Source organism: Iodidimonas sp. MBR-22 (genome assembly GCF_029946565.1).
Taxonomy (GTDB): Bacteria; Pseudomonadota; Alphaproteobacteria; order Sphingomonadales; family Rhodothalassiaceae; genus Iodidimonas; species Iodidimonas nitroreducens.
Genome location: NZ_JARKVQ010000001.1, coordinates 376,693 through 403,067, shown reverse-complemented (window position 1 = coordinate 403,067; position 26,375 = coordinate 376,693). Strand labels below are relative to the sequence as shown.

The window sequence follows — 26,375 nt, the reverse complement described above, 5'->3', positions numbered from 1 at the left end:
GTCACAAAGATGCCTGTCAAGTGGTCCAAACGAAACCACCGACCGCATCTCCCTTCTCTCATCAACACTGTCAAAGAGCGAATTCTACCCCCACGACTGCCGAAGCATTCGCAAAAACCTTTTCGGGTTGTAAGGCAAAATTTTGGCGTGCTCACCAATGTGAACATGCGCAAGACCGTCATATAAGCGTCTCGAATGAACGAGTCAAGCCAGAAGCTTAAGTGCCGGTGCCGACGTTTGCCGCCGACGAGGGGGTTTCTATGCCCTTGAGCCGCTGGGGTCAAGCGGCTTTTTTACCGATGCGTCATTTTTTTTACAGTTTGGGGGATGTGCGGTCATATTTCATCATGAATCCGCAGAATTCCGCCGATTGACAGACGCATCCCAACAAGACATGGTTATTTTAACCTTATTCATCGTAGAGTCTTCCCCATGAAGGCTCAGGAGATTGCTGTGACGGATAACGCATCGAATAGCCCCCATGATCAGGACGGAAATCATGCCAAAATGCATAAGAGTCATGGCCCGCGAAACTGCTGGCTGGGGCGGCGTTCGTCTGCTTCAGCCTCTGCACCCTGGCCGCTGGTGATTGATTTGTCGCGGAACAAGGGCGAGCGCGCATGGTGGGCCGGGCTTACCACATTGATGGCCGGGCTTGCTCTGGCCCTTGGCATTGGGTTGTCATCGGCGGGCACGCGCTTTGATCAGGCGACTGCTTTAGCGGATGCTGCTGAAACAGCGGCCGATTCTATGGATTTAGCCGATAGAACCGAAAGCCTGGGGCCATGGGCCGCCGCCCCCACCCCGCAATATTTCCCAATCATGGCAGGGCATATAGAGAGCGAAACTGCTGATCAATCGAAAGCGCCCTTTATCCGCACCATCACCATCGGCCGGGGCGACACCATGACCGAAGCGCTGATGCGCGCAGGCATTGACCGAACACAGGCCCATGCAGCGATCACGGCTCTTTCCAAGCATTATGATATGCGGCGTCTGGCGATTGGCCAGATCATCGATGCCACATTAGAGGCAGATGGGAAGACCTTGAGCCTGAACACACTTGCCCTGCGTGCCAGCTATGATCGCCTGATCATCGCAGACCGCCTTGCCGATGGCCGCTATGAAGCGCGCAATGAAGCGCTTGAGGTGACCCCCTTGCTGGCCTATGGCAGCGGCACCATTGATGACAGCCTTTATCTTTCGGCGCGGGCGGCCGGTGTGCCAGCCGAGATTATCGTGGAACTCATTCGGCTTTACAGTTTTGATGTCGATTTCCAGCGGGAAATCCGGACGGGCGACCGATTCGAGATTCTTTATCAGCGCACCATGGCACAGGATGATGGGGCCATCAAAGATGGGGCCATTCTGTATGCCCGGCTTAATCTGCGGGGGCGTGATCTGCCCCTTTACCGCCATACCCCGGCTGATAGCGGCGATTGGGATTATTTCGACGAAAACGGCAAAAGCGTCCGCAAGGCATTGATGAAAACCCCTCTGGACGGAGCGCGGCTGACCTCGCGATTCGGTAAACGCAAGCATCCCGTTCTGGGCTATGTACGCTCGCATCAGGGGGTTGATTTTGGGGCCCCCACCGGCACGCCGGTTTTTGCCGCCGGCGATGGGATCATCGAGCGCGCAAGCCGCTATGGCTCTTATGGGAATTATGTGCGTATCCGGCATAATGGCACCTATAAAACCGCTTATGCCCATCTCAGCAAATATGGCCGGGGCATCAAGCAGGGTGTGCGGGTGAAACAGGGCCAGATCATTGGCTATGTGGGGGCCACAGGCCGGGTCACCGGGGCGCATCTGCATTATGAAGTTTATATGGGTGAAGAGCGTGTAGATCCTCTGACCCTGAAGCTGCCATCCGGACGGGTTTTGACCGCCGATGCCCTTGATGACTTTATCGAGGCCCGGCAGCAAACCGATGCGGATCGTTTGGCCCTTTCAAGGGCGCAGGCGATTTTGCTGGCAAAAGCCGATTGATCGGAGGCACAAAGGCCTTTCTTTATATTCAAGTTGAAACGGAACCGGCATGCCTATCACGTTCAACCGACCCCGGCGGCAGATGATCGCCGCTGCTGCTTTGCTGCTGGCCCTGCTCATGCCGAATTTGGCGCAAGCGCAAAATCCCGAGCCTCCAAAAAGTCTGTCGGGGCAGATGCAGGCCTGTCGGCAGATCGCACAGGATACAGCAAGGCTTGCCTGTTTTGATCGCATCGAGCTTGATGCATCCGGCACCGAGATGGCGGATCGGACTGAGACTCTCGACCAACAGGCGCCGCAGGCCAGAGATAATGCCCAAAGCAGCAAAGAGAGCACCAAAGCCGAACGACCGAGCGATAACAGCCAAAGCAACGGCAGCGTGCAGGAAGATCGCTTTGGGTTTGCCCCGCGCCCGGAACCGGGCCAATCCGATGAAGCGCGCAGCATGACGGTGGAGAGTGCCGAAAAGTCCCTGCGTGGGCAATGGATCATCCGCATGGAAAATGGCCAGATCTGGCAACAGGTGGATACCGAGCGTTTATCAAGGATCAAGGGTGGCCTCAAAGCCGATATCGAAAAAGGCGTGATGAGCAATTTCATCATGACCATCGATGGCCGCAGCTTTCGTGTGAAACGGCTGCAATGATCAGCAATTCGCACCATCAAAGCTGGGCCTGGGATCTTTATTGGAAGGCTGACCGGCTGCAATCCTGTGTTCCCCAAAACAGCGCAGGCAGCGGCGATGCAGCGGCGGCGCTTGATGCGGCATGGATGGCGTGGTTTGCCAGCCTGCCTGCCAAAACCCGCCTTCTGGATGTAGGCACCGGCAATGGGGCGCTGGCGGCACTGGCGGTGCAATCGGCCCGCGAGCGAAAGGCAGATTTCACGATTGATGCCGTCGATGCCGCCGATATCGACCCTGTTCAATATGTAAAAACTGGGGGTGAGGCCCTGCAAAGCGTGCGCTTTCACCCCCGCACCCTGATGCAAAAGCTGCCCTTTGATGATGGCACCTTCACCGCCATCAGCGGCCAATATGCCCTTGAATATGCGCCCATTGATGAAGCCGTTCCCGAAATTTTGCGGGTCTTGGCCCCCGGCGGCGCTTTCCGCTTTCTGATCCATGCCAGCGATAGTGCGCTGATGGCCCATAGCCGCCAGCAGATGACGCAATTGCAGATGATCGAAGACAGCGGCTTGATCGCCTTGATGCGCGAACAAATCCCAGCGATCAGAAATATGGAGCAGCGCGTACAGCATCTCCGCACATCCGGCACATTGAATGCCCATGATAGCCATGCGCTGAAAGCCAAAGCCCGGGAAGCCAGCCAAAGCCTGTCCATCGCCGTCGCCCGGCTGGTGCGGGATGGAACCGCTTTGGGGGCGGGCGATATTTTCAAGGCCTTCATGGAAAGCGCAGGCTGGCTTTTCGAGCAAAGGCACAGGCTGGACGATGCCGCCATAAAAGCGCTGATCGATGAAATCGATCTGAAGCGCGCCGCTCGTCATCAGCGCTTGTCGGCCCTGCTCGCCGCAGCCCATGATGAAGACCAGGGCCGGGCGCTCCGCGATCTGTTTGCCAGACATGGAAGGCGCAGACATGGAAGGCGCAGACAGGGGGAGGGGGAAAGAGTCGCCATCTCACCGGCCATTTTCGGCACTCAGCAAATCAAGCTGGGCTGGTGGCTAACGGGAAACCGCTCATAAAGCGGGGTATTTGTTGCATCATAGCAACAGCTTTATGAAAGAATGATGAAGAGCCCCCGAATTTCACCCTACAGGCCTGTACAGGCAACCGCGTTTAGGTGATCTTACGCATCGCATAAGATGCATTCGCATTTTTTCTCTACGGACCGTAAAATCAAAAGGAAGCGCCTATGTCTCGTAACGGACCCATGAAGCGCAGAGCCCTCCTGCTCGGCAGTGCAGCCACTGCTCTCGCTGGCAGCCTGCTCTCGGTTTCTGCGCTGGCTCAAACCCAGCAAAATTCTGATGTGGCCGAAATCGAACAGATCGTGGTTACCGGCTCGCGTATTGCCCGCACCGATCTCACCAGTTCCAGCCCGGTTGCTGTGGTCAGCGCCGAAGAATTCAGGATTTCCGGCACGGTGAACGTCGAGCAGCTGCTCAATACCATGCCCCAGCTCATTCCTGCGACCACCGCCTTTTCCAATAACCCCGGAAATGGCGCGGCAACCCTCGATCTCCGTGGTTTGGGCACCACCCGCACCATGATTTTGGTGAACAACCGCCGCTATATGTTCTTTGATGCCAATCAGATCACCGATGTGAACACCATTCCATCGGCGTTGATTGAAAGCACCGAAGTGGTGACCGGTGGCGCGTCCGCCGTTTATGGCTCCGATGCCGTTGCCGGGGTTGTGAACTTCAAATTGAAGCAAAATTTCCAGGGCATCGAACTCAGCGGTCAATATGATATCACCAGCCGTGGCGATGCGGATCGCGCCAATATCGATCTCACCATGGGCGGCAATTTCGCCGATGGTCGCGGCAATGTCGTGCTGTTCATGAACTATTTCGATCGCGATCCGGTATTCCAGGATGCCCGCAATTTCTCGACCAATGCATTGATTGATGATGAAGATGCCAATGGCAATCCGGCGCTGGTGCCCGGCGGTTCGGCGTCCGTTCCCAATGGTCGCTTCACCGGCCCCAATGCGGGCGATGTCAATCAGGCTCTGCGCCCCGGGCTCATCACAGCCCTCAATAATGCCAACCTTGGCAGCCTCGGCGGATTGGGTTTCCTGCCCGATAATAGTGGCCGCAATGCCACCCCGTTCAACAATCCGGGCGATCTGTTCAACTATGCGCCTGATAACTTCCTTCAGCTTCCTCAGGAACGCTGGTTGATCGGCACCATGGCCAGCTTTGATATCAATGATAAGATCGAAGCTTATGCCGAAGGCACCTTTGCCAATAACCGGGTGGATTCCGAGCTTGCCCCCACGCCTATTACCGGCAACTTCCTGTTCAATGTGAACAATCCCTTCCTGTCTCCTGCCATGCAGGAAGTTTTGCGCCAAAATGATCTGGCAGAAGGCACCATCACCGGCACTGTGCGCGATGATGTTACCGGCGCTCTGATCAATCCCGGCACCCTCACCCTTGCCGGCACCGCCGGTGATGGGCAAACCACATTGGGCATCGGCCGCCGTTTGGAAGAAGTGGGCCCGCGCCAGAATCTTGATGAACGCAACAGCTGGCGGGTGGTCACCGGTGTGCGCGGCGATCTCGGTGATTTCAGCGACACCATGTTCAAGAACATGAGCTATGATGCCTATTACATGTTCTCCAGAACACTGAATACCCAGCGTCAGTTCGGCAATGTCTCCCGCAGCCGTTTCCAACAGGCCCTGCTCACCAATGAAGATGGCACAGCCTGCGCGGATCCATCGAGCGGATGCGTTCCCATCAATATCTTCGGACCCAATATCACCCCTGAAGCGGCTGGTTTCGTCCGCATCAATGCAACCAATGTTGAAGAATCCCAGCTTCAGGTGGCATCGGGTGTGATTTCCGGTGATATCATCGATCTGCCTGCCGGCACCATGGGGGCCGCCTTCGGCTTTGAATGGCGCTCGGTCTCGGCGCGCTTCAGCCCCGATTTTGCCCTTTCTTCGGGTGATGTGGTCGGCTTCAATGCCGGTCAGCCCACGCAGGGTGGCTATGATGTGTGGGAACTGTTTGGCGAAGTTCGCGTTCCTGTTGTTGCCGATCTGCCCTTCGCTAAACGCGTGGAGTTGAACGGCGCCTTCCGTTATTCCGATTATGATCTGGATAATGTGGGCGGTGTGTGGACCTATGCGGGTGGCGTGGACTGGCGCGTTACTGATGATGTGATGTTCCGTGGTCAGTTCCAGCGTGCCGTTCGGGCCCCGAATGTGCAGGAACTGTTCGGTGGTCAGGCTCAGGGCTTCCCCGGTGCGATCGATCCCTGCTCCAGCCGCTTTACCGGTGAGCGCACTCAGGCCCTTCGCGACATCTGCGTTGCCAGCGGTGTTCCGGCTGGCAGCGTTTTTGGGGCCATTCAGCCCAATTCGCAGATCCAGGGTCTTTTTGGCGGCAATCCTGATCTAAGGGAAGAAGAATCAGATACCTTCACTATAGGTGCGGTGATCACGCCGCGGGCCATTCCGGGCCTTAGCATCACGATCGATTACTATAATATCGAGATTGATGATGCCATCAGCGTGCTGGGTGGTTCATTGAACAATCTGCTCGATCTGTGCTTCAATGTGTCTCAGAATATCAATGATCCGCTCTGTCAGGCTGTTAATCGTGGCCCCGATGGGGTCATTCAGGAACCTAATTTCGTTGAAGTTCTGAATGCCAATATCGGGAAGATCGAAACCGATGGGATCGATGTTCAGATCGCCTATTCAATGGATCTGGGCCGTGGGCTTTTGAGCGAAACCAGCAGCCTTGATTTTGCTTTCGCCGGAACCTGGCTGAACAGCTTCGATGTGACCCCGGTGGCCACTATTCCTGATCGCATCGATCGCTGTGCCGGCACCTTCGGCAATACCTGCGGTGAGCCTTTGCCGGAATTCAAGACCACCAGCCGTGTGACCTATCGGACCGGTCCTCTCAATGTCAGCATGCGTTGGCGCTGGATTGATAGCACCCGGGATGATCAATTGCTCAATCCGAACGCCAGTGCTGAGGATCTTGCGGCACCAAAACTGGCAAGCCAGCATTATTTCGATCTGTCATCCACTTATGATGTGATGCAAAATCTGCAGATCTATGGCGGTGTCGATAATATCTTCGATAACAAGCCTCCTTTGGTGGGCGATTCCGCCGAGCAGGCCAATACCTTCCCGGGCACTTTCGACGTGCTGGGCACGCGCTTCTTCATGGGTGCCACGGTTCGCTTCTAAGACCGAGCCACCCGATAGATATGGAAAAGGCGGGGATCATTCCCCGCCTTTTTCTGTTTCATCTTCAAGTGATCCGGCTTTTTGACAAGGATCAATCCGGCACCACATCAAAAGCAATGGTCAGCCGTTCGGCCTCATCATCGAAAGGAATGGTGCCGTGATAAACATAGGATGGGAAAAGCACCAAACGGCCGGGCTTTGGCTGGATCACCCGCTGGATGGCATCCTCCCCGCCCAGGCCAAGGCTTGATTCGCCAAATTTGATCCAGCCCTGCTGGCCATCGCCCTGATGGGTGGAGGGCGGCAGTTCCACATAATAACACGAACTGATCCAGCCCTTGGCATGCACATGGTTCACATGAAAGCCATGGCGATGAAGGCGCACCGACCAGGACCCCGAAAAGCTGAAATCCCGGGATTTGCGATTTAAAAACACATGCGCCGGATCATCAGGCAGGGCTTTGATATAATCCTTGATCGCCGCCTCGAACAAGGCGCGGGCCTGCTGGATTTCTGGATAATCGCGGGAAAACAGGCTGCCCATGGTTTGCGATCCGCCGCGCAGGGTTTGCTCCATAGGGTGCTGATGAGCTTTATGCAAATCCCGCAAACAGGCCGCCAGCCTTTCATTAAAAGCTTCAATGCTCGCATATCCGGGCGGTGCGGGCAGATCGAACACACCGATAAACCGCTCATAATCATTGAGATCAGGCTCTCGCGCATCCCCCAGAAACCGCCAGGAAAGGGCGCGCCAAGCCAGCGCTTCCTGATCCAAAGGGGCCCGGCGCAGGGCTTTTTCAGCGGCTTGCTCTGCTTCCCTGTAGGATTTCGCCAAAAGACAACAGCGCGAGAGATCAAGGACGGCGGCCAAAGGTGCATCAGGCCGATCCGTGGCATCAATGAGGGCGGTTTGCGCTTTACCATATTGCCCCATGCCCATCAGGGCCCGCCCCAGAACATGGGAAAGCCGGGCATCATCATGGCCCTGATCCAAAGCCCCCGCCACCGCCGCCACGGCCTCGCCGCACTGCTCGGCCAAAATCAGCTTATCAGCCCAATCAATCCATAAATCCAAAGCCTGCGGCACTTTTTGCAGCGCCGTCTGATAGCTTTTCAGATAATGATCGCCCATCCCATGCTGCCAGAAAAGCTTGTTCAGGGTATCATGGCCTTCGCGATAATCGGGGGCGAGGGCAATGCACAGCTCATAGCTTTGGATGGCTTCATCGGTTCGCCCCAATTCATAAAGGGCATGGCCCCGATTATAATGAGCCAGAGCCAGATCAGGCTGCCGCGCCAAACATTGATCGAGCAGGTGAAGGGATTGTTCCGCCCGCCCGGCCACAAAATGTGTCACCGCCAGATTATGGAGCGCGGGCACATGATCGGGCTTGATCCGCAAAGCCTGTTCAAATGCCGCCACCGCCTGTTCATAATCCGCCAAGGCCCGCAAGGCCCGGCCATAGGCAGACCATATCTTCACGCTGCCCGGCGCAAGTTTTGTCGCCTGCTCCAGCACATGCCTCGCCTCATCAAGATGCCCGTCATCAAGCAAAAGCCGCCCCAGATTAAGCCGGGCATCGGCATAATCCGCATTAAGGGCAATGGCCCGCCGATAAGCCGCCACGGCCTCATCCCGGCGGGCAGATGCCAAAAGCGCATTGCCCAGATTATTCAACACATGGGGCTGCGCGGGGTTCATGGCCAAAGAGCGCTGAAAAAACTCTATGGCCGCAATCTGATCCCCCTGCCCGCGCTTCACCAAACCCATCAATTGCAAAGCATCGGGCTGATCGGGCCATTGCTCCAAAAGCCGTGATAAAAGCGCCTCCGCCTCGCCCAAGCGGCCCGATTGTGCCATGGAAAGGGCGGTTTGCAGGCTTTGGGAAAACGCCGTGTGTGAAGCCGTCATGGGCAAGTCCACCATTGGATCGGTCTGTCGATCATCAGAAAAGCACAGAGTCCCCCCAAACTGTCAATGCGCATCATTTACAGCCGCGCGCCCGGGCGCTATCGATAGTTCCTAAAGGCAACAGAAAAAAGTGAGATCCCCTATGCGCCGCCCCATCATTGCGATCAGCCTGCTGTGCTGCACAGTGCCCATTTTCCCCGCCACGGCACAAAACAGCACGGATACGGCGCAAAGCGTGCTGTCGGATTTTCTATCCTGCGACCCCCTGATCATCCCTGCCGAACGCCTTGGCTGCTATGATAGCCTGCTCAAGAAATACAAAATCCGCTATGGCCTGATCGAGGCAACACCCGAAGCCATCGCCGAGGCTGAACGCGACAGGCCGCGCCAGATCACCAGCCCCCGCGCCGTGCCCCAAGGGCGGGTTGGGGAGGAAAACCTAGGTGCCGATGATCAGGGGAAAACAACCCGTGGGTCATTTGTGACCAAGCTGGCCACCGCCGAAGACCTCACCCTGCCCCTTGAGACCAAAATCATGGATTTTGCCCAGAACAGAGCTGGTGATTTTAAAATCCGCATCAGCGAAGGCTTTGTTTTTGAGAGCGCGGGCGGCAGAATTCCTGATGATATCAACGCGAAGGGCCAGACAATCCTTTTAACCAAAAATTTCCTCGGCCAATGGCGGATGAAGCTATCCAGCTATGAAAAGCTGATTGAAATCAGACCAATATCAGACTGATCGGTCCAGTTTTCCAACGCTTTCACCCTTTTGATCCGCCAAAGTTTTGATCTTTTCAATTGTGACTAAATTGTCACAGAAAAAACTATATTCAAGAATGGCATTTTCTGCAGGTTTACAACTGTGGCAAAGCGTGGCTTTTTTCCAATCGAATTGCGGCATCAAAAAAAGCTGCGCTTCATGACGTACAGATAAAAAAATGAAATAAAATTTCACGCCAGCGCGGGACTATCAGTAACAATAATAGAGTTCAGGAGGGATAGAATGCACCCGCAAGATTTGAAAAAGGGCAGACGTTTAAGTCTGCTCGCCGCTTCGTCCATCGGTATTCTGGCGATGACGACAAGCGCCGTCTGGTCGCAGGAATCAGCCACCGAGGAAGATGAAAGCGCTCTCGAAGTTGAAGAAATCGTGGTCACCGGCTCGCGTATCCGGCGACCCGATCTGACCGCCGTTTCTCCCATCATCTCGCTCGATGCCGCTGATCTGCAAAACCGTTCTTTCACCAATATCGCTGATGCCTTGAACGAACTGCCTGCCTTTGGTGCCCCGGGTGCCAGCCCCGCAGGTGCCCAGAATGGTTTTGCGGTCGGGCAGAATTTCGTCAACTTCTTTGGCCTTGGCTCGCAACGGACCTTGACACTGGTGAACGGACGCCGCTTCGTTTCATCCAATGTTCCCTCCGTGTTTGGTGCAGCCGGTGGCCTTCAGGTCGATTTCAACGTCATTCCCATCGCCATGGTCGAGCGGATTGAAACCATTCCGGTTCGCGGTGCACCCATTTATGGCTCTGACGCCATTGCGGGCACGGTAAACGTGATCTTGAAAGATGATTATGAAGGCTTCAGCCTCAGCGGCCAATATGGCCTCACCACCGATAAGGGTGATGGCGAAACCTGGCAGGTGCAAGGCGTTTGGGGCGGCAATTTTGCTGATGGTCGCGGGAATGTGGTGACCAGCATCGAATTCAACCGTCAAGACGGCATTGCCGGCGGTACGCGCAAATTCTTCTCCGATAATGAAGCCTTCTTTGGGGAACAGGCCAATTTTGCCGATGCCGATGGGGACGGTCAGCTTGACGATGTCAACACCATCTTCCGCGATCAGATGGTCCAGATCGTAACACTGGGCGGGATCGTTTCCCCTGGGCCGACCGTCGTCCCCACCCTTGGTCTTGGGGCTTTTGGCGGCGAATTCCTCCAATTTGAGAATGGCACCGGCAATATTGTGCCCTTTACTCCGGGCACACGGCCTCCGGGCTCGGTCTTCTTTGCTGCCGGTGGCGATGGTGTGGATCTGTTTGATCTCACCGATCAGATCCAGTCCCCTCTTGATCGTATCGTCGGTTCTTCCATCGCCAGCTATAAGCTGACCGATAATATCACGGCATATTCCGAAATGCTGTTTGCCAATACGAATTCTGTTGAATTGGGCAATCAGGCCGGCTTCCAAACCTTCGCCTTTTCTGGCGATTCCGGGGCTCTTCGCTTCAATAGCGATCATCCCTTCCTCAATGCGCAGGCGCGAGGCGAATTGAATCGCGTGGGTGCGGATGAATTTTATGTCAGCCGCTTCAATTTCGATTTCCTTGATGGCGGTCGGAATTATCTGGAAAGCTCTTTGTGGCGCGTGGTTGCTGGCTTCAAGGGTGATTTTAACCTTGGTGAGCGCAAGTTCAACTGGGATGCCTCATCCGTTTTTGGTGAATCCGATATCGATACCCGAAGCACCAGCATCATCGACCAGAATTTCGTCAATTCGCTTGATGCGATTCAGGTGACGGAATCTGATTTGCAATCTTTGATCGACGCAGGGGCGGCCACTGATCGAGCCGGTGCCATCGCGGCCCTTGAAGCCTTGTCAGGTACCCCATCCGCAGGTGTGGGTGACATCATCTGTCGCAATGTTCTTGAATTTGCCCGCGGTGATATCGATCCTCCCATTTCCGGGAATGGGCTCGTCGATACCGACCTACCGGGCATTGAAGGTTGCGCTCCCTCCAATCTCTTTGGTGCCGGTCAAATGTCGCCAGAAGCTGTTGCCTTCGTTACCGGAAACAACGTCACCAGCTCCGATATTAAACAGCGCATTTTCAACGTCAACCTCTCGGGCGATTTGATCGAACTGCCCGGTGGTTGGGCAGGCTTTAACTTCGGTTATGAAAATCGTCAGGAATCAGCCGATTTCAATCCCGGATTTTTGGCCGCCAGCAATCTGAACCGCGCCTCACCATCAAACCGGACGCAAGGAACCTTCACCACCAATGAAATCTTCCTTGAAGGGTTCATTCCGATCATCTCTCCCGATATGAACATCCCCTTCCTTCAAAATTTCTCCTTTGAAGGGGCCGCGCGCGTGGTGGATAATTCCATTGCCGGAACGGATACCACCTATACATTCGGCGGGCAGCTTGGTTTCACCGAAGATCTGACAGTTCGGGGCAACTTCACCCAAGCTATTCGGGCGCCTTCGCTGACCGAATTGCTGACCCCTGATACCCTGAGCTTCTCTTTTGCCAATGATCCCTGTGACTCACGCTTTGTGAATGAAGGGCCAAGCCCCGACATTCGCAGAAGAAATTGTGAAGCCGTTGGCTTATCACAGGATTTCACATCTGATATCGTCAATGCGTCTCGTCAGGGCATCAATGCTGGGAACCCCAATCTGCAAAACGAAGTGGCTGAATCCTGGACACTTGGTGCGATCATCACGCCGCGCTGGGTGCCCGGTTTCTCGCTGACTCTGGATTATGTGAACATTTCGATTGATGATCGCATCGCGTCCCTTACGCTGACCCAAATCCTGCAGTCCTGCTTTGACTCAGCCGATTTCCCGAATGTCGGAACCTGCGATCAGTTCGAACGTGCTCCTGATGGTCAGATTATCGACTTCCGCTCAGGCTTCAATAATGCGGCAACCTCCGAGTTTCAGGCTGTCGTCTTTGATGCCAATTACCGCTTCGATGTTGCCGAAGCTTTGGGGATGATTTCCGAAAGCTGGGGCAGCGGCGATAAAGGTAATCTCCGATTCCGGGTCAATGGTATTCGCAGATATCAAAATGACTTCTCGGTCGTCGGGGAAGAGCCTGTCGAGGTGATCGGTGGCTTTAACAATCCCAAATGGTCGGCAACGTTCGACACCACATACAACTATGGCCCATTCCAGGCTTTCTGGCGTGTTGCCTATCAGGATGCCACTTTGCTCGATCCGCAAGGTGACAATTTCTTCCAGGATGAATCCGGTCGCTTCGTCAGCAAAACCGGTTCACGCTTCATCAATAATGTGACCCTGTCCTATAATTTCCTTGAAAATTATACGGCTCAGGTCACCGTTGATAATATTCTGGATCGCAATGTTACCGCGATTGAACAGGCCGATGGTGCTTTTGGTTTTGAAGAACTGCTTGGCCGGTTCATTACCTTCTCATTCTCCGCCCGCTTCTAATCCTTTCGAGGATTGAACAAAAAAGGCCCGCTCCCTGATGGGGGGCGGGCTGTTTTTTTGATATGTGTCTCAATCCGGTTTCGGGCTGAGGCGTTTTCAGGCAGCTTTTTCCTGCGGGTTTCTCAAGGAAAGCGCCAATTGCCCGCCATCCCCCACGCCCACCTTCACTATCTGGCCATCCTTCACCTCGCCACGCAGGATCATTTCGGCCAGCGGATTTTGCACCTGCCTTTGGATCGTGCGCTTTAGGGGCCGCGCCCCATAAACGGGATCATAGCCCGCCTCTGCCAGCCAATTGCGCGCCGCATCATCCAGTTCCAGCCTGATCTTGCGATCATCCAGCAGCTTTTGCACCCGCTGCATTTGAATATCCACGATCCCGGCCATCTGACTGCGGGCGAGCCGATGAAACAGAATCACATCATCCAGCCGGTTGAGAAATTCCGGACGGAAAGCCCCGCGCACGGTCTCCATCACCTGATCGCGGGCTTCTTCCACATCGGCCCCATCGGGCAAGGCGGCAATCGCCCCGCTTCCCAGATTGGAGGTGAGAATGATCAGCGTATTGCTGAAATCCACCGTGCGGCCCTGCCCATCGGTGAGCCGCCCATCATCAAGCACCTGCAACAGCACATTGAAAACATCCGGATGGGCTTTTTCCACCTCATCAAACAAAATCACCTGATAAGGGCGGCGGCGCACGGCTTCGGTCAAAACCCCGCCTTCTTCATAGCCCACATAGCCCGGCGGTGCCCCGATCAACCGGGAAACCGCATGTTTTTCCATAAATTCTGACATATCGATCCGCACCATCGCCTGTTCATCATCAAACAGAAAATGCGCCAAAGATTTGGTCAGTTCGGTTTTGCCAACCCCGGTCGGCCCTAAAAACAGGAACGATCCCAAAGGCCGGTTCGGATCCTGCAAACCCGCCCGCGCCCGGCGCACGGTATTGGAAACCGCGGTGATGGCTTCTTCCTGCCCCACCACGCGGCGGCCCAGCCCTTCTTCCATGCGCAAAAGCTTGTCGCGCTCGCCTTCCAGCATTTTTTCCATGGGAATCCCGGTCCAGCGCGAAACGATCCCGGCAATGTCATCCGCCGTCACTTCCTCACGCAGCAAACCTTCGGGGCTGCCATCGGCGCTTTGCTCGGCTTTGGTAATGCGCTTTTCCAGATCGGGAATAATGCCATAAGACAATTCCCCCGCTCGGCCCAGATCGCCGCGCCTTTGCGCCTGTTCCAATTCCAGCCGCGCCTGATCAAGCTGTTCCTTCAGCTTTTGCGAGCCGGTCAGCTTTTCCTTCTCGGATTGCCAGCGTACCGTTAATTCCGCGCTCGATTGCGATAGATCGGCCAGTTCCTTTTCCAGATTTTTCAGCCGATCCCGCGATGCCTCATCCTTCTCTTTTTTCAGGGCTTCACGCTCGATCTTGAGCTGAATGATCCGGCGGTCCAGCGCCTCGATCTCCTCGGGCTTGCTTTCCACCTCCATCTTCAGCCGGGCCGAGGCTTCATCCATCAGATCAATCGCTTTATCGGGCAAAAACCGATCAGTGATATAGCGGTTCGATAAAGTGGCCGCCGCCACAATCGCCCCATCGGTGATCCGCACCCCATGATGCAGCTCGTATTTTTCCTTCAGCCCGCGCAAAATGGAAACGGTATCCTCAACCGTGGGTTCGCCCACAAAAACAGGCTGAAACCGGCGCTCCAGCGCGGAATCCTTCTCAACATATTTGCGATATTCATTAAGCGTAGTGGCCCCGATGCAGTGCAATTCACCCCGGGCCAAAGCCGGTTTCAAAAGATTGGAGGCATCCATGGCCCCATCGCTTTTGCCCGCGCCCACAAGGGTATGCATTTCATCGATGAACAATATCACATCCCCAGCGCCACCCGTCACCTCATCCAAAACACCCTTCAGCCGCTCTTCAAATTCACCGCGATATTTCGCCCCGGCAATCAGGGATCCCATATCCAATGACATGATCCGCCGATCACGCAAGGATTCGGGCACATCGCCATTGGCCACGCGCAGGGCCAGGCCTTCAACGATGGCGGTTTTCCCAACGCCCGGCTCACCGATCAGCACCGGATTATTTTTGGTGCGCCGTGAAAGCACCTGAATGGTACGGCGGATTTCCTCATCCCGGCCAATCACCGGGTCCAGCTTACCATCCCGTGCGGCTTCGGTCAGATCGCGGGTATAGCGTTTCAGCGCCTCGAAACTGTTTTCCGCCCCGGCGCTATCGGCGGTGCGGCCCTTGCGCACCTCATTGATGGCGGCATTCAGCGCCTGCGCGGTCAGCCCGGCATCGGCCAGAATCCGCCCGCAGGTGGATTTCGTTTCGGTGGCCATGGATAGCAGCAAGCGTTCCGCTGTCACAAAACGATCACCCGATTTCTCGGCCAGCTTTTCCGCACTTTCAAAAATCCGGGCCAAAGCCGGGTCCAGATAAATCTGCCCCGCGCCCGATCCTTCCACCTTGGGGATTTTGGCGAGGGCGGCTTCGGTTGCCTCCAGTGCCTGCTCAGGCCGCCCTCCGGCAGCCCGGATCAGATTGGCGGCAAGGCCCTCCTTGTCATCCAGCAAAACCTTCAGCAGATGTTCGGGAGTGAATTTCTGATGATTGGAGCGGATAGCCAGTCCTTGAGCCGATTGAATGAAGCCTCTGGACCGATCAGTATAATGCTCGATATCCATGGATCCTTATCCCATGTTGTGGCAGGCCCCAACATTGGCAGCACTGCGCTGTGATCATCATCAAAGAGCAAAGCTTTTTTTGGCACGGAATATCCGCCCGGCTCGCTCTCGTCTCTCCTCGATATGGGGAGAAACCAGCGCCGCTCAAGGTTTATTTAAGCAATCTTCATCACCCCGCCTTCAATCAGACCCGACGATCAATCAGAAATCGCCGGGGCTTCTTCCCTATCTGCCACCGTCTTGCGCCGACGGCGGGGCTTTGGCTTCTCTGCATCCGCTAGGTCGGCTGATGGCTTTTCACTGGCCGGGGCCTTTTCACCTTCAGCCCCTGCATCGGCCTTTGGCTTTGCCGCCGGGGCCTTTCTGCGCGGACGCGGTGCAGGCTTTTCCGCAACCGGAGCATCATCCGCCGCCGAACGCTCGGCTGCTATGGGCAATTCACCTTGCGGTGCGGATTTTGGCGGCTCTTCTGTGCGATCATAAAAATCAGGACGCGCCTGATCCCCCTGATCTCGCTGATCTCGCTGGTCCCTGCGAGGGGCTTCTGCATCGCTGCGGCGTGGAGCCGGACGACGCCGATTGTTATGGCGCGGGCGCGGACCGCGATCCCGGCCATCCGCATCCCCATCCTCTGTCAGATGATCATCAGAACGGTCCGCACGTTCAGAACGCTCAGGCCGCTCTGGCCGTTCTGGCCGCTCTGGCCTTTCAAAACGCTCGGATCGATCCGCGTTCCCCTGTTCAGACAATGCGGCATCTTCGGCCCGCTGGCTGCGCGAGCGCTGCTGGCTGCGGGGCTGTGATTGCTGAAGATCATAATCGTCTTCATCGTCGTCGTCATCTTCATCATCATCGACGACCGGGCTCACCCCAAAACGTTCATTCACCACACGCTGATAGTGATCGGCATGCTGGAAATAATATTCCGCCAAAACGCGATCACCAGACTGCAAGGCATCACGGGCCATCAGCTTGTATTTATCCAGCGCCTGCTTTGGATTGCCCCGGGCCCGATTATCATTCCGAAGGCCCCCGCCCCCACCCTTGTTCGGGCGTTTCGGACCACGACCGCGCGGCCTGCGCGGACTTTGAGGTTTGTTCATAGAATAACTACCAGTACTTGCTGTTTTCGGTCACGGCACACCACCCCCGCAGCAAAGCCAAAAGACCGCCGCTTTGCGATATCAATTTTTATCATCGGGGGGCCCGGAGGGAGCGGTTCACTGCTTCTCACCGTGCCTTGTGAGCCAGACCCTAACCGTTTCAGAATCATATTCCAAGGTTTTTTCAACCGCGTCCGCTTCTTTTACCGGCAAACCCGCTTTGCTGGCCAGAACCACCCGATCAAAGCCTGCCAAATCCTTGTAAATCTGAGGGGTTGTGCCACAGTGCGACGCTATCATCTGCGCCACGGCATCGGCCTGCCCTGCCCCCACCTCGAAGGCCAAAAGACCCCCATCCGCCAAAATATGCGAGGCCGGGCCCATCAAAGCCCGATAAACATCAAGCCCATCCGCCCCGCCATCAAGGGCGCGCAAGGGCTCGTGATCACGCACATCCGCCATCAGATTTTGCACATCACCATGGGGGATATAAGGGGGATTGCTGATGATGATATCATAGCTCCGGCCATCATGCGGCACCCCCGCCAGCCAATCGCTTTCCAAAAAATCGGCACGCAACCCACAGCCCAGGTTTTCCGCATTCCGGCGCGCCATCAAAAGCGCATCCGCACTGATATCAAGCCCTAAGCCTCTTGCCTTGGGCAACGCCATAAGCAGGCTAAGCAACAAACATCCACTGCCGGTGCCCAAATCCAGTATCCGATAGGCCCCGTCGCGATCCGGCACCTGATCGAGCACCGCATCCACCAGCGTTTCGCTATCAGGACGGGGGATCAATGTTGCGTGATTGAGGCTGAAATCATGGCCATGAAATTCCCGCTTCCCCACAAGATAGGCAATGGGTTCATGACACATCCGCCGATCAATAAGAGCATGATAAGCATCAACCTCGGCCATGCCGGGCTCGATGGCCGGGTACAATACCAGATCCATCCGCGACCGCCCCAAAGCATGCGCCAGTAAAATTTGAGCATCAAGCCTTGCCGTCTCGATGCCTTGGCTGATCAGCTTTTCCAGGCCCCCGCGCAGCAGCGCCGCCACCGTCAAACCCTCAGCCTTTGGGTGATCGGGCATCAGGCCATCTGCTCCATCGCCGCCAAACGCTCCGCCTGATCATAAGATAAAAGGGCATCCACCACCTCGGATAAGCCGGGACCGGCCAGAATCTGATCAAGCTTATGCAGGGTGAGATTGATCCGATGATCGGTCACCCGACCTTGAGGAAAATTATAGGTGCGGATGCGTTCAGAGCGATCCCCCGATCCCACCTGCTGCTTGCGGGCATCGGCCCGTTCACGATGCACCTTTTCGCGCTCATGTTCATAAAGCCGGGCGCGCAGCACCTTCATCGCCTTTTCACGATTTTTATGCTGGGATTTTTCATCCTGCTGACTGACCACCACACCGCTTGGCAGATGGGTGATGCGCACGGCGCTATCGGTGGTATTGACCGATTGGCCGCCGGGGCCAGAGGCGCGGAAAATATCGATCCGCAGATCTTTTTCATCGATCTTGATATCCACATCCTGTGGCTCGGGCAGCACCGCCACTGTGGCCGCCGAGGTATGGATGCGCCCGCCGGATTCCGTGACCGGCACCCGCTGCACCCGATGGACGCCGGATTCAAATTTGAGATGGGCAAAAACACTTTTCCCCACCACCGAGGCAATCAGTTCCTTCACCCCCCCGGCATCGGATGCGCTGGCCGACAGAATTTCAAATCTCCAGCCCTGCTGTTCGGCATAGCGCTGATACATGCGTGCCAGATCAGCCGCAAAAAGCGAGGCTTCCTCACCCCCCGTGCCCGCCCGGATTTCCAGAATGGCGGGCAGATCATCGGCTTCATCTTTCGGCAATAACAGGCGCTGCAAATCCTGCTCCAACGCCTCGATCCGAGCCTTGCAGGCTTTCATTTCATCCTGCGCCAGCGCCCGCATATCGCTGTCATCGCCGCTCATCAAATCGAGCAGGCCCGCCTTTTCCGCAAGCGCCTCATCCAGCATCCGGGTGGCAGCCACCACCGGATCGAGATCGGCAAGTTCCTTAGAAATCCGCATGATCTCGGCAGCCTGAAGATCGGTGGATGTGTTCATCCTGTGCTGCAATTCAGCATGGCGATCAAACAGCGCCTGCAGCTTTTCGCGCGGGATCATGGCCGCTCCGCATCGATCGCATCGCGGCTGGCCGCAGTGGAAAGATCCGCAATGGGGGGGGCGGCCAGCATCATCCGCACCTGATCATGAACCGCCGTGAGGGGATAATCTTTTTGCGTGCTGTGATCGAGATCGCGCACCACCACGGCCCCCCGCGCCATTTCTTCATCCCCGATGATCAGGGCCAAACGGGCATCGGCTTTGGCCGCACGATTGAGCCGCTTTTTCATATTACCCTTGTAATCCATCAGGGTTCGCACCCCTGCCGCGCGCAGATCGCGGGCCAGCACCAGCGCCTGCTTTTCCGCCGCATCGCCCATGGGGATCAGCGCCACTGCCCGCATCGGGGCTGGCGGTTCATCGATCAGCAAGGCTAGCCGCTCGATCCCCGCGGCCCAGCCCACGCCCGGGGTGGACGGCCCGCCCATCATTTCGATCAAACCATCATAGCGCCCGCCGCCCAAAACGGTGCCTTGGGACCCCAAGGCATCGGTGACGAATTCAAAAGCCGTGTGAGAATAATAATCAAGGCCGCGCACCAGCCTTTGATCATGGATGTATGGAATCCCAAGGCTTTTGACACCCGCGCACACCGTTTCAAAAAAAGCGCGCGACCGCTCATTCAAATAATCGGCAATCTGCGGTGCATCGGGAAGCAGGGCCCGATCACCGGGGTCTTTGGAATCGAGAATGCGCATGGGATTTTTCTGCAAACGCATTCGGCTGTCTTCCGACAGGGCATCCACATGATCAGCAAAATAAGCCGTCAGCGCCGCCCGATAGGCAAGGCGGCTATCCTGATCGCCCAAGCTGTTGAGATGCAAAACAATGCGATCCGAAATGCCCAGATCGCTTAAAAGCTGCCAGGCCAAAGCCAGCAGATCAACATCGGCGGCAGGTTCAGCAGCCCCGATGATTTCGGCATCCAACTGATGAAATTGCCGGAAACGGCCCTTTTGCGGCCGTTCATGGCGAAACATCGGGCCCCAGCCAAACAGCCGCGACACCCCCGCCTGTGCCATCCCGCCCGACATATAAGCCCGGGCGATCCCCGCCGTATATTCCGGGCGCAAAGTGAGCAGATCGCCCGAACGATCCTCGAAGGTGTACATTTCCTTGGTCACGACATCGGAGGTTTCCCCCAAAGTGCGTTTGTATACTTCGGTAAACTCAAAGATCGGGGTGCTGATTTCATCAAAGCCATAAGCCTGTGCCAGTCGGTCAAAAATCCGCACAACATGGCTGAAGCGGCGCATATCATCGCCAAAAATATCCCGCGTCCCCCGAACGGGTTGCAGCTTGCTCATGGGTTCTTATTCCTTGTTGATGCCGCCCATACCAATCTATCGAGCCCTCAAAAAGGCCCGCAATGGCATCTTGTGATCAGAAGGGCGCCTTATTCCGCTGCATTCGAGCGGGCTTTTTCCGCTTCGATCTCCGCCTCGATGGCCGCCGCTTTTTGTTCCACCAGATCAACGATATGATCCACCATCTGATCATCGGCAATATGATGATCGGTCACCCCAGACAGATAAACCATATGCTTGCCATTGCCGCCGCCAGTGAGGCCGATATCGGTTTCCCGTGCCTCGCCCGGGCCATTCACCACACAGCCGATGATCGACAAGGACAAAGGCGTTGAAATATGCGACAGGCGTTCTTCCAGAACCTCAACCGTTTTGATCACCTGAAAACCCTGCCGCGCGCAGGAAGGGCAGGAAACGATCCGCACCCCGCGATGGCGCAGGCCAAGGGATTTAAGGATCGAAAAGCCGACTTTCACCTCTTCTTCCGGCTGAGCCGACAGCGACACCCGAATGGTATCGCCAATGCCCGACCACAAAAGCATCCCCAAACCCACCGATGATTTCACCGTGCCATCACGCAGGCCACCGGCTTCGGTGATGCCCAGATGCAAGGGATAATCGCAGGCTTCCGCCAGCCCCTGATAGGCCGCCACCGCCAAAAACACATCGGATGCCTTGCAGGAAATCTTGGTATTGAAGAAATCATTGTCTTCTAAAATGCGAATATGATCGAGGGCGCTTTCCACCATGGCATCGGGGCAGGGCTCGCCATATTTTTCCAGCAGATCCCGCTCAAGACTGCCGGCATTAACGCCGATCCGTATGGCACAACCATTTTCCTTGGCGGCCCGCACCACATCCTTCACCCGATCAGCCGAGCCGATATTGCCCGGATTGATGCGCAAACAGGCGGCCCCGGCATCGGCGGCTTCCAGCGCACGCTTATAGTGGAAATGAATATCGGCAATGATCGGCACATTGGCTTCACGCACGATAGTTTTCAGCGCGGCGGTTGATTCTTTATCGGGGCAGGAAACCCGCACAAGATCAACACCCGCCTCTTCAGCCCGACGAATTTGCGCGATGGTACCGGAAATATCATGGGTGAGGGTGTTGGTCATCGTTTGCACGGTGATCGGCGCATCCCCCCCCACGGGCACATTGCCCACCATAATCTGTCGGCTTTGACGGCGAAAAATATCGCGATAGGGGCGGATGCTCATGGTTATCCTCTTTCAACTGGGCAGCACAACATCACAATAGAACACGGCCCCGACCTTTGAAAGAGTCGCGGCTCCTCAATCTTTGAGGAAAATGATGGAGTTTTAAAGGAAAGGCAAGGCCCGGTGCGATCACTTAACGCAGAGCCAGTTTTTCCCGCTTTTTCAGACGATCAGGATTGAGCGAGACATCCCGCACAACATCGCCCGACTTGCCCAGAGCAGACAGCTCCTCGCCATCCACAAGGATACGCAAAGCCCCGGCATTGCTGGTCATCAGGCGCAAACCAGAACGACCAGAGGGGGGCGACCAGCGTTCGCCGGTGCGCAGCACGCCATTCCACACTTCCCGATTGGCCTCATCCACAATATAAAGCCAGGCATCCGAGCGGGCCTGCAAAACAAGGCGGCCATCCTTAGATGCCGCCCCATCATCACCAGAAACGGCATCAGAAGAGCCCGCATCCAGATTTGCAACCAAGGCGCGCACGGCATTGGGTTCAGAATTTGGATCAGCAGGGGTGCGGCTTTGATCGGCAGTTAAAGACCGGCCCGCAGCCTCGCCCGCAGGTACAGATTTGGTCACTGCCGAAGCGATCACCTTGCTGATCTGAGTATCCTGAGCATCCTGAGCATCAGAGTTGGATTTTTGCGCCTGATTGAGCATGGCGGCATCCTCGGCCGGCCCCGAGCCGATTTTGCCATCGGCGGCAATATCCGTGAGATGAGCGGTCAGATGATGCGGCACCGGATCCACTTGTGATTCCGCCATGGATATGGTGCCAAAATCAGCGATCCAGCCAAAATAAATAGCCAGCATCCCGGCAGAACCCGCTAAAAGAACAGCCCGCCCCGGCAAGCGGGAATCCGCTAAAGGCTCGGGAAAATGCAAATGCGATTGTTCATTGACCGCCCCGGCTTCCCTGCGGAAAGATTGCGCTAACGCTTGCCCATCAAGACCAAAAAGAGCCGCATAAGATCGCACGAAACCGGCACTGAAAGCGGGCGGCGGCATATCCCCATAGCGGCCATCTTCCAAGGCGGCCAGATATCGGCTTTTGATCTTCAATTCTGCGGCGCTCTCTTCAAGAGAACGGCCCTGCGCCAAACGCGCCTTTTGCAGAATTTGTCCCACAGATAAACCGGACCCTCCTGTATCGGGGCTCCTATCATCAGGTCGGGATAATTCATGCATTATGGATTGGCGCTCATCAGTCATGGCTTGCAACTTTCCGACTCAGTTTTCTATCCGCAGCCTTTGGTTTCATTCACAAATATCTGGCAATAAATATCTGGCAATTTTGAATGGCATCTCAGGGCCATCATGCAGCCATCCTCACCAGAGCAAAGCCCGTCTTCTATGAAAAGCGCTTGAACCAAGCTCTAGCCCATCCCTTTTTGCTTGGTTCTGCCCCTATAGCAATGATGGACCACGCCCATTTCCAGCATTCTGTTCACGATAGCGTATCATATAGGACACAGGTCAATAGAGGATTAATGATTAATCGCAATATTCTTCTAAAAAAATCTTATTTCTTCGTAATTCTTAGGAAAAATCACAAATCGACGGAATGATCCCGTGCATAATCCTTAAATTTTACACGTAATGAGTGATCAGGCGATTGGAGCATATCCAGAATGTAGTTTTCGATCTGCCGCACATTAAGCGAACGAATCATCCGGCGCACCGGGCCAATGGTCATGGGTGAAATCGACAGACGCCGCAAGCCCAATCCAATCAGGGCCATGGCCTCCAGGGGCCGTCCGCCCATTTCGCCGCACACGGTCACCGGCACCCCGGCCCGATCACAGGCCTTCACCACCATGCGGATAAAGCTCAAAACCGCAGGCGACAACAGATCATAGCGATCAATCAAACGCGGATTGGAGCGATCACTGGCAAAAAAGAACTGCATCAGATCATTGGTGCCAATCGACACGAAATCAACCAGTTCAAGAAGCGAATCAAGCTGCCATGCCAAAGCCGGCACTTCGAGCATGGTGCCGATCTGAAGATCCACAGGGCCCTTGAGGCCAAGACGCTCGAAGCGCTCCATTTCCTTTAAGGCAATTTTCCGCGCCGCCTTGAATTCGGCAACATCGGCGATCATCGGAAACATGATCGAAAGACTGCGCCCGGCTGCCGCCCCCATCAAGGCCCGCAATTGATAACGCAACAAAACCGGCCGATCGAGGGCAATGCGGATCGCCCGCCAGCCCATTGCCGGATTTTCTTCTTCTTCCTGCTGCAAAAAAGGCACGGCCTTATCGCCCCCGATATCAAGGGTACGAAACACCACCGGCCGATCCCCCGCCGCATCCAGAACCGCTTTATAAAGCTCTTGCTGGGTTTCAAGGCGGGGCAAAGTGGAGCTGACCATGAACTGAAATTCAGTGCGAAACAGCCCCACACCATCAGCCCCCAAAGCATCGAGATGCGCCATATCCGATTGCAGACCGGCATTCATATGCAAATGAATCCGCACCCCATCGCGGGTCACGGATGGTAAATTCCGCTCGGCCCGAAACTGGGCCGCCTGCGCGCGCTTGATCAGGATGCTGTCGCGATAGGTTTCGCACAGATCCTCGCCGGGGCGCACCAGAACCTGGCCGCTGTCGCCATCCAGAATGAGCCGATCACCAGCCCGCACATGCTCGCCAATATCAATGCAGCGACCAATCAGCGGAATCCCCATCGCCCGCGCCAGGATCACCACATGGCTGGTGGCGCTGCCATCTTCCAGAACCACGCCGGCCAATTTGCTGCGATCATAATCAAGTAATTCCGCAGGCCCCATAGTGCGCGCGATGATGATCGAATCTTCGCTCAATTCCTGACCATTCTGGCGACCAGCCAAAGTCCGCAGCAGGCGATTGGCCAGATCATCGAGATCCGACAGGCGTTCGCGCAGATAGGGATCGGGGCTGGCAATCATCCGCCGCCGATTTTGCTGCTGCACGCGCTCCACACTCGCCTCAGCGGTGAGGCCCGATTCGATGGCATCAAAAATGCGCCGCTGCCAGCCGCGATCATAGGCAAACATCTTGAAGGTTTCGAGAATATCGCGATGTTCGCCCGCCGTGCCGATTTCGGGCAGGGCAATCATCCGATCCACCTGTTCGCGCATGGTTTCAAAAGCTTCGAGCAGGCGCGCCTTTTCGGTTTCCAGATCTTCGGCCACAAAGCGGGTGACCTCGACCCGGCCTTCATGAAACACCGCCGCCCCAAGGGCAATGCCATCCGCCATCTTCTGGCCCTTGATGGTGAGCGGCAGGCCCGATTGATTGAGGCCATCGGCGATTTCATCGGGATCGACCAATTCCCCCGAGCCCACCAGTTCAGCCAGAACCATGGCCACGGTCAGCAGGGCTTCTTCTTCTTCGGCGGAATATTCCCGTGGCTTGACATTCTGCACCACCAGAATGCCCGCAACCTTATTATGCCGAACAATCGGCACCCCCAGAAAAGAATGATAGGTTTCTTCGCCGGTTTCCGGGCGATAGGCATAGCGCGGATGGCTAGACGCTTCCTGCACATTAAGGGGCAAAGCGCGCTGCGCCACCAGCCCCACCAGCCCTTCGCCAAAGCGCAGGCGGGTATGATGCACCGCTTCCTGCTTCAGACCTTCGGTCGCGAAAAGCTCAAGAATTTCGCCCGCCCGAACAAGATAAACCGAACAGACTTCGGCCACCATATTCTGGGCGATCACGGTCGTCAGCCTATCAAGCCGCTCCTGCGCACTGCCGGGCCCCGCCATCACCTGATGAAGGCGGCGCAAGAGCAGACGGGGACGACTGGCCAGATCGGTCACATCAGATCCAATTCTGCTGCATGAAATTCTCAGCCATCAAAGCTTGGGACAGAACCGGTCCGATCAAGATAATGGGCCGCCTCGGCCATCAATTCAGCCATGATCTCTTGCACCGATTGTTCCGATCTGACCAAACCAACACTTTGTCCTGCCATCACCGAACCCTGCTCCACATCACCTTCAATCACCGCGCGCCGCAAGGCTCCAGCCCAGAATCGCTCGATTTCAAGCTGCGCATCTTTGGGATTCAATTCCCCTTGATCAACGCGCGCGATCACCCTGCGCTGTTCTTCCATGAAACGCCGGGATGCATCATTTTTCAAGGCTCTTACCGGGATCACCGAAAAGCGGGGATCAAGCTGCACCGATGGCACCGCATCCCGCGCCGAAGCCCGGATGAAGGCCTGCTTGAATTTCGGATGCGCCGTCGATTCGGTGGCGCACACAAAGCGCGTGCCCAATTGCACCCCCGCCGCCCCCATTTCAAGATAAGCGGCCATCGCTTCACCCCGGCCAATGCCGCCCGCCACAAAAATCGGCACGGCATTGATATGGGGCAGAATTTCCTGCGCCAGTACGCTGGTTGAAACCGGGCCGATATGGCCCCCGGCTTCCGAACCTTCGACCACCAGAGCATCGACACCCGAACGCACCAGCTTTTTCGCCAAAGCCAAAGCCGGGGCAAAACAGATCACCTTGATCCCGGCGATTTTCAACCGATCGATCGCCCAGCCCGGCGGCAGGCCACCGGCCAGCACCACATGCCCCACATCCTGATCGATGCACACCGCCACCAGCTCAGCCAATTGATGATGCATGGTGATCAGATTGACCCCGAAAGGCCGGGTGGTCAGCGCCTTGGTCGCCGCGATTTCGGCAGCCAGCAGATCCGGGGTCATCGCCCCGCAGGCCAGAACCCCAAATCCCCCGGCATTGGAAAGAGCCGAGACCAGATGGCGTTCTGAAAGCCAGGTCATGGCGCCGCCCAGAATGGCCCGCTCCACCCCTAAAAACGCACAGCCCCGGGCCATCAGATGGGTCAGCCGCCGATGACCTTCAACCGCC

General features: G+C 56.1%; 16 protein-coding genes. 6 read left to right on the top strand and 10 right to left on the bottom strand.

The window, feature by feature from the left end; genetic code table 11:
• Positions 1 to 453: 453 nt before the first annotated feature.
• The 4 genes from QK300_RS01840 (at position 454) to QK300_RS01825 (ending at position 6,893) form a co-directional block, all read left to right on the top strand.
• The gene (locus tag QK300_RS01840; protein ID WP_281299691.1) at positions 454 to 1,992 is read left to right on the top strand and encodes a peptidoglycan DD-metalloendopeptidase family protein; all 1,539 of its coding nucleotides are present in this window, start codon (positions 454 to 456) and stop codon (positions 1,990 to 1,992) included.
• Between the two features lie 49 nt (positions 1,993 to 2,041).
• The gene (locus tag QK300_RS01835; RefSeq protein ID WP_281299692.1) at positions 2,042 to 2,638 is read left to right on the top strand and encodes a hypothetical protein; all 597 of its coding nucleotides are present in this window, start codon (positions 2,042 to 2,044) and stop codon (positions 2,636 to 2,638) included.
• Positions 2,635 to 3,699 carry a methyltransferase domain-containing protein gene (locus tag QK300_RS01830; protein WP_281299693.1) on the top strand — a complete coding sequence of 355 codons (1,065 nt, stop codon included), beginning with the start codon at positions 2,635 to 2,637 and terminating at the stop codon, positions 3,697 to 3,699. Before QK300_RS01835 ends, QK300_RS01830 begins: the two co-directional genes overlap by 4 nt.
• A gap of 170 nt (positions 3,700 to 3,869) precedes the next feature.
• Positions 3,870 to 6,893, top strand: coding sequence for a TonB-dependent receptor (locus tag QK300_RS01825; RefSeq protein WP_281299694.1), 3,024 nt, complete (start codon positions 3,870 to 3,872; stop codon positions 6,891 to 6,893).
• Between the two features lie 91 nt (positions 6,894 to 6,984).
• Here the strand turns inward: QK300_RS01825 and QK300_RS01820 are convergent, their stop codons facing one another.
• A complete protein-coding gene (locus tag QK300_RS01820; protein ID WP_281299695.1) occupies positions 6,985 to 8,805 on the bottom strand; it encodes a tetratricopeptide repeat protein in 1,821 nt (606 codons plus the stop codon).
• A 142-nt stretch (positions 8,806 to 8,947) separates the two neighbouring features.
• Here QK300_RS01820 and QK300_RS01815 point away from each other — a divergent pair, with 142 nt between their 5' ends.
• Both QK300_RS01815 and QK300_RS01810 read left to right on the top strand, forming a co-directional pair.
• Positions 8,948 to 9,544 (top strand): hypothetical protein, encoded by a 597-nt coding sequence (locus QK300_RS01815; protein ID WP_281299696.1) that lies wholly within the window; start codon positions 8,948 to 8,950, stop codon positions 9,542 to 9,544.
• A 264-nt stretch (positions 9,545 to 9,808) separates the two neighbouring features.
• Positions 9,809 to 12,988 (top strand): TonB-dependent receptor, encoded by a 3,180-nt coding sequence (locus QK300_RS01810; RefSeq protein ID WP_281299697.1) that lies wholly within the window; start codon positions 9,809 to 9,811, stop codon positions 12,986 to 12,988.
• 96 nt (positions 12,989 to 13,084) lie between these two features.
• Here QK300_RS01810 and clpB read toward each other — a convergent pair whose 3' ends face one another.
• From clpB to QK300_RS01765, 9 genes are all read right to left on the bottom strand, one after another.
• Entirely contained in the window at positions 13,085 to 15,694 is a 2,610-nt protein-coding gene (gene clpB / locus QK300_RS01805; protein WP_281299698.1) for an ATP-dependent chaperone ClpB, read from the bottom strand.
• Positions 15,695 to 15,891: 197 nt separating this feature from the next.
• Positions 15,892 to 16,797 (bottom strand): DUF4167 domain-containing protein, encoded by a 906-nt coding sequence (locus QK300_RS01800; RefSeq protein ID WP_281299699.1) that lies wholly within the window; start codon positions 16,795 to 16,797, stop codon positions 15,892 to 15,894.
• 117 nt (positions 16,798 to 16,914) lie between these two features.
• Complete coding sequence (gene prmC, locus QK300_RS01795) at positions 16,915 to 17,892, bottom strand: peptide chain release factor N(5)-glutamine methyltransferase (RefSeq protein WP_281299700.1); 978 nt, start codon at positions 17,890 to 17,892, stop codon at positions 16,915 to 16,917.
• Positions 17,892 to 18,971: a peptide chain release factor 1 gene (prfA, locus tag QK300_RS01790; protein WP_281299701.1), complete on the bottom strand. Its 1,080-nt coding sequence runs from the start codon at positions 18,969 to 18,971 to the stop codon at positions 17,892 to 17,894. Before prfA ends, prmC begins: the two co-directional genes overlap by 1 nt.
• Positions 18,968 to 20,278 carry a histidine--tRNA ligase gene (gene hisS, locus QK300_RS01785; protein WP_281299702.1) on the bottom strand — a complete coding sequence of 437 codons (1,311 nt, stop codon included), beginning with the start codon at positions 20,276 to 20,278 and terminating at the stop codon, positions 18,968 to 18,970. The genes prfA and hisS overlap by 4 nt, the downstream gene beginning before the upstream one ends.
• A gap of 89 nt (positions 20,279 to 20,367) precedes the next feature.
• On the bottom strand, positions 20,368 to 21,501 hold the full coding sequence (gene ispG / locus QK300_RS01780) for a flavodoxin-dependent (E)-4-hydroxy-3-methylbut-2-enyl-diphosphate synthase (protein WP_281299703.1): 1,134 nt from the start codon (positions 21,499 to 21,501) through the stop codon (positions 20,368 to 20,370).
• 133 nt (positions 21,502 to 21,634) lie between these two features.
• Complete coding sequence (locus tag QK300_RS01775; RefSeq protein WP_281299704.1) at positions 21,635 to 22,633, bottom strand: helix-turn-helix domain-containing protein; 999 nt, start codon at positions 22,631 to 22,633, stop codon at positions 21,635 to 21,637.
• Between the two features lie 421 nt (positions 22,634 to 23,054).
• Positions 23,055 to 25,310, bottom strand: coding sequence for a phosphoenolpyruvate--protein phosphotransferase (ptsP, locus tag QK300_RS01770; RefSeq protein ID WP_281299705.1), 2,256 nt, complete (start codon positions 25,308 to 25,310; stop codon positions 23,055 to 23,057).
• A 29-nt stretch (positions 25,311 to 25,339) separates the two neighbouring features.
• The gene (locus QK300_RS01765) at positions 25,340 to 26,341 is read right to left on the bottom strand and encodes a nitronate monooxygenase (protein ID WP_348651807.1); all 1,002 of its coding nucleotides are present in this window, start codon (positions 26,339 to 26,341) and stop codon (positions 25,340 to 25,342) included.
• Between the last annotated feature and the right edge of the window lie 34 nt (positions 26,342 to 26,375).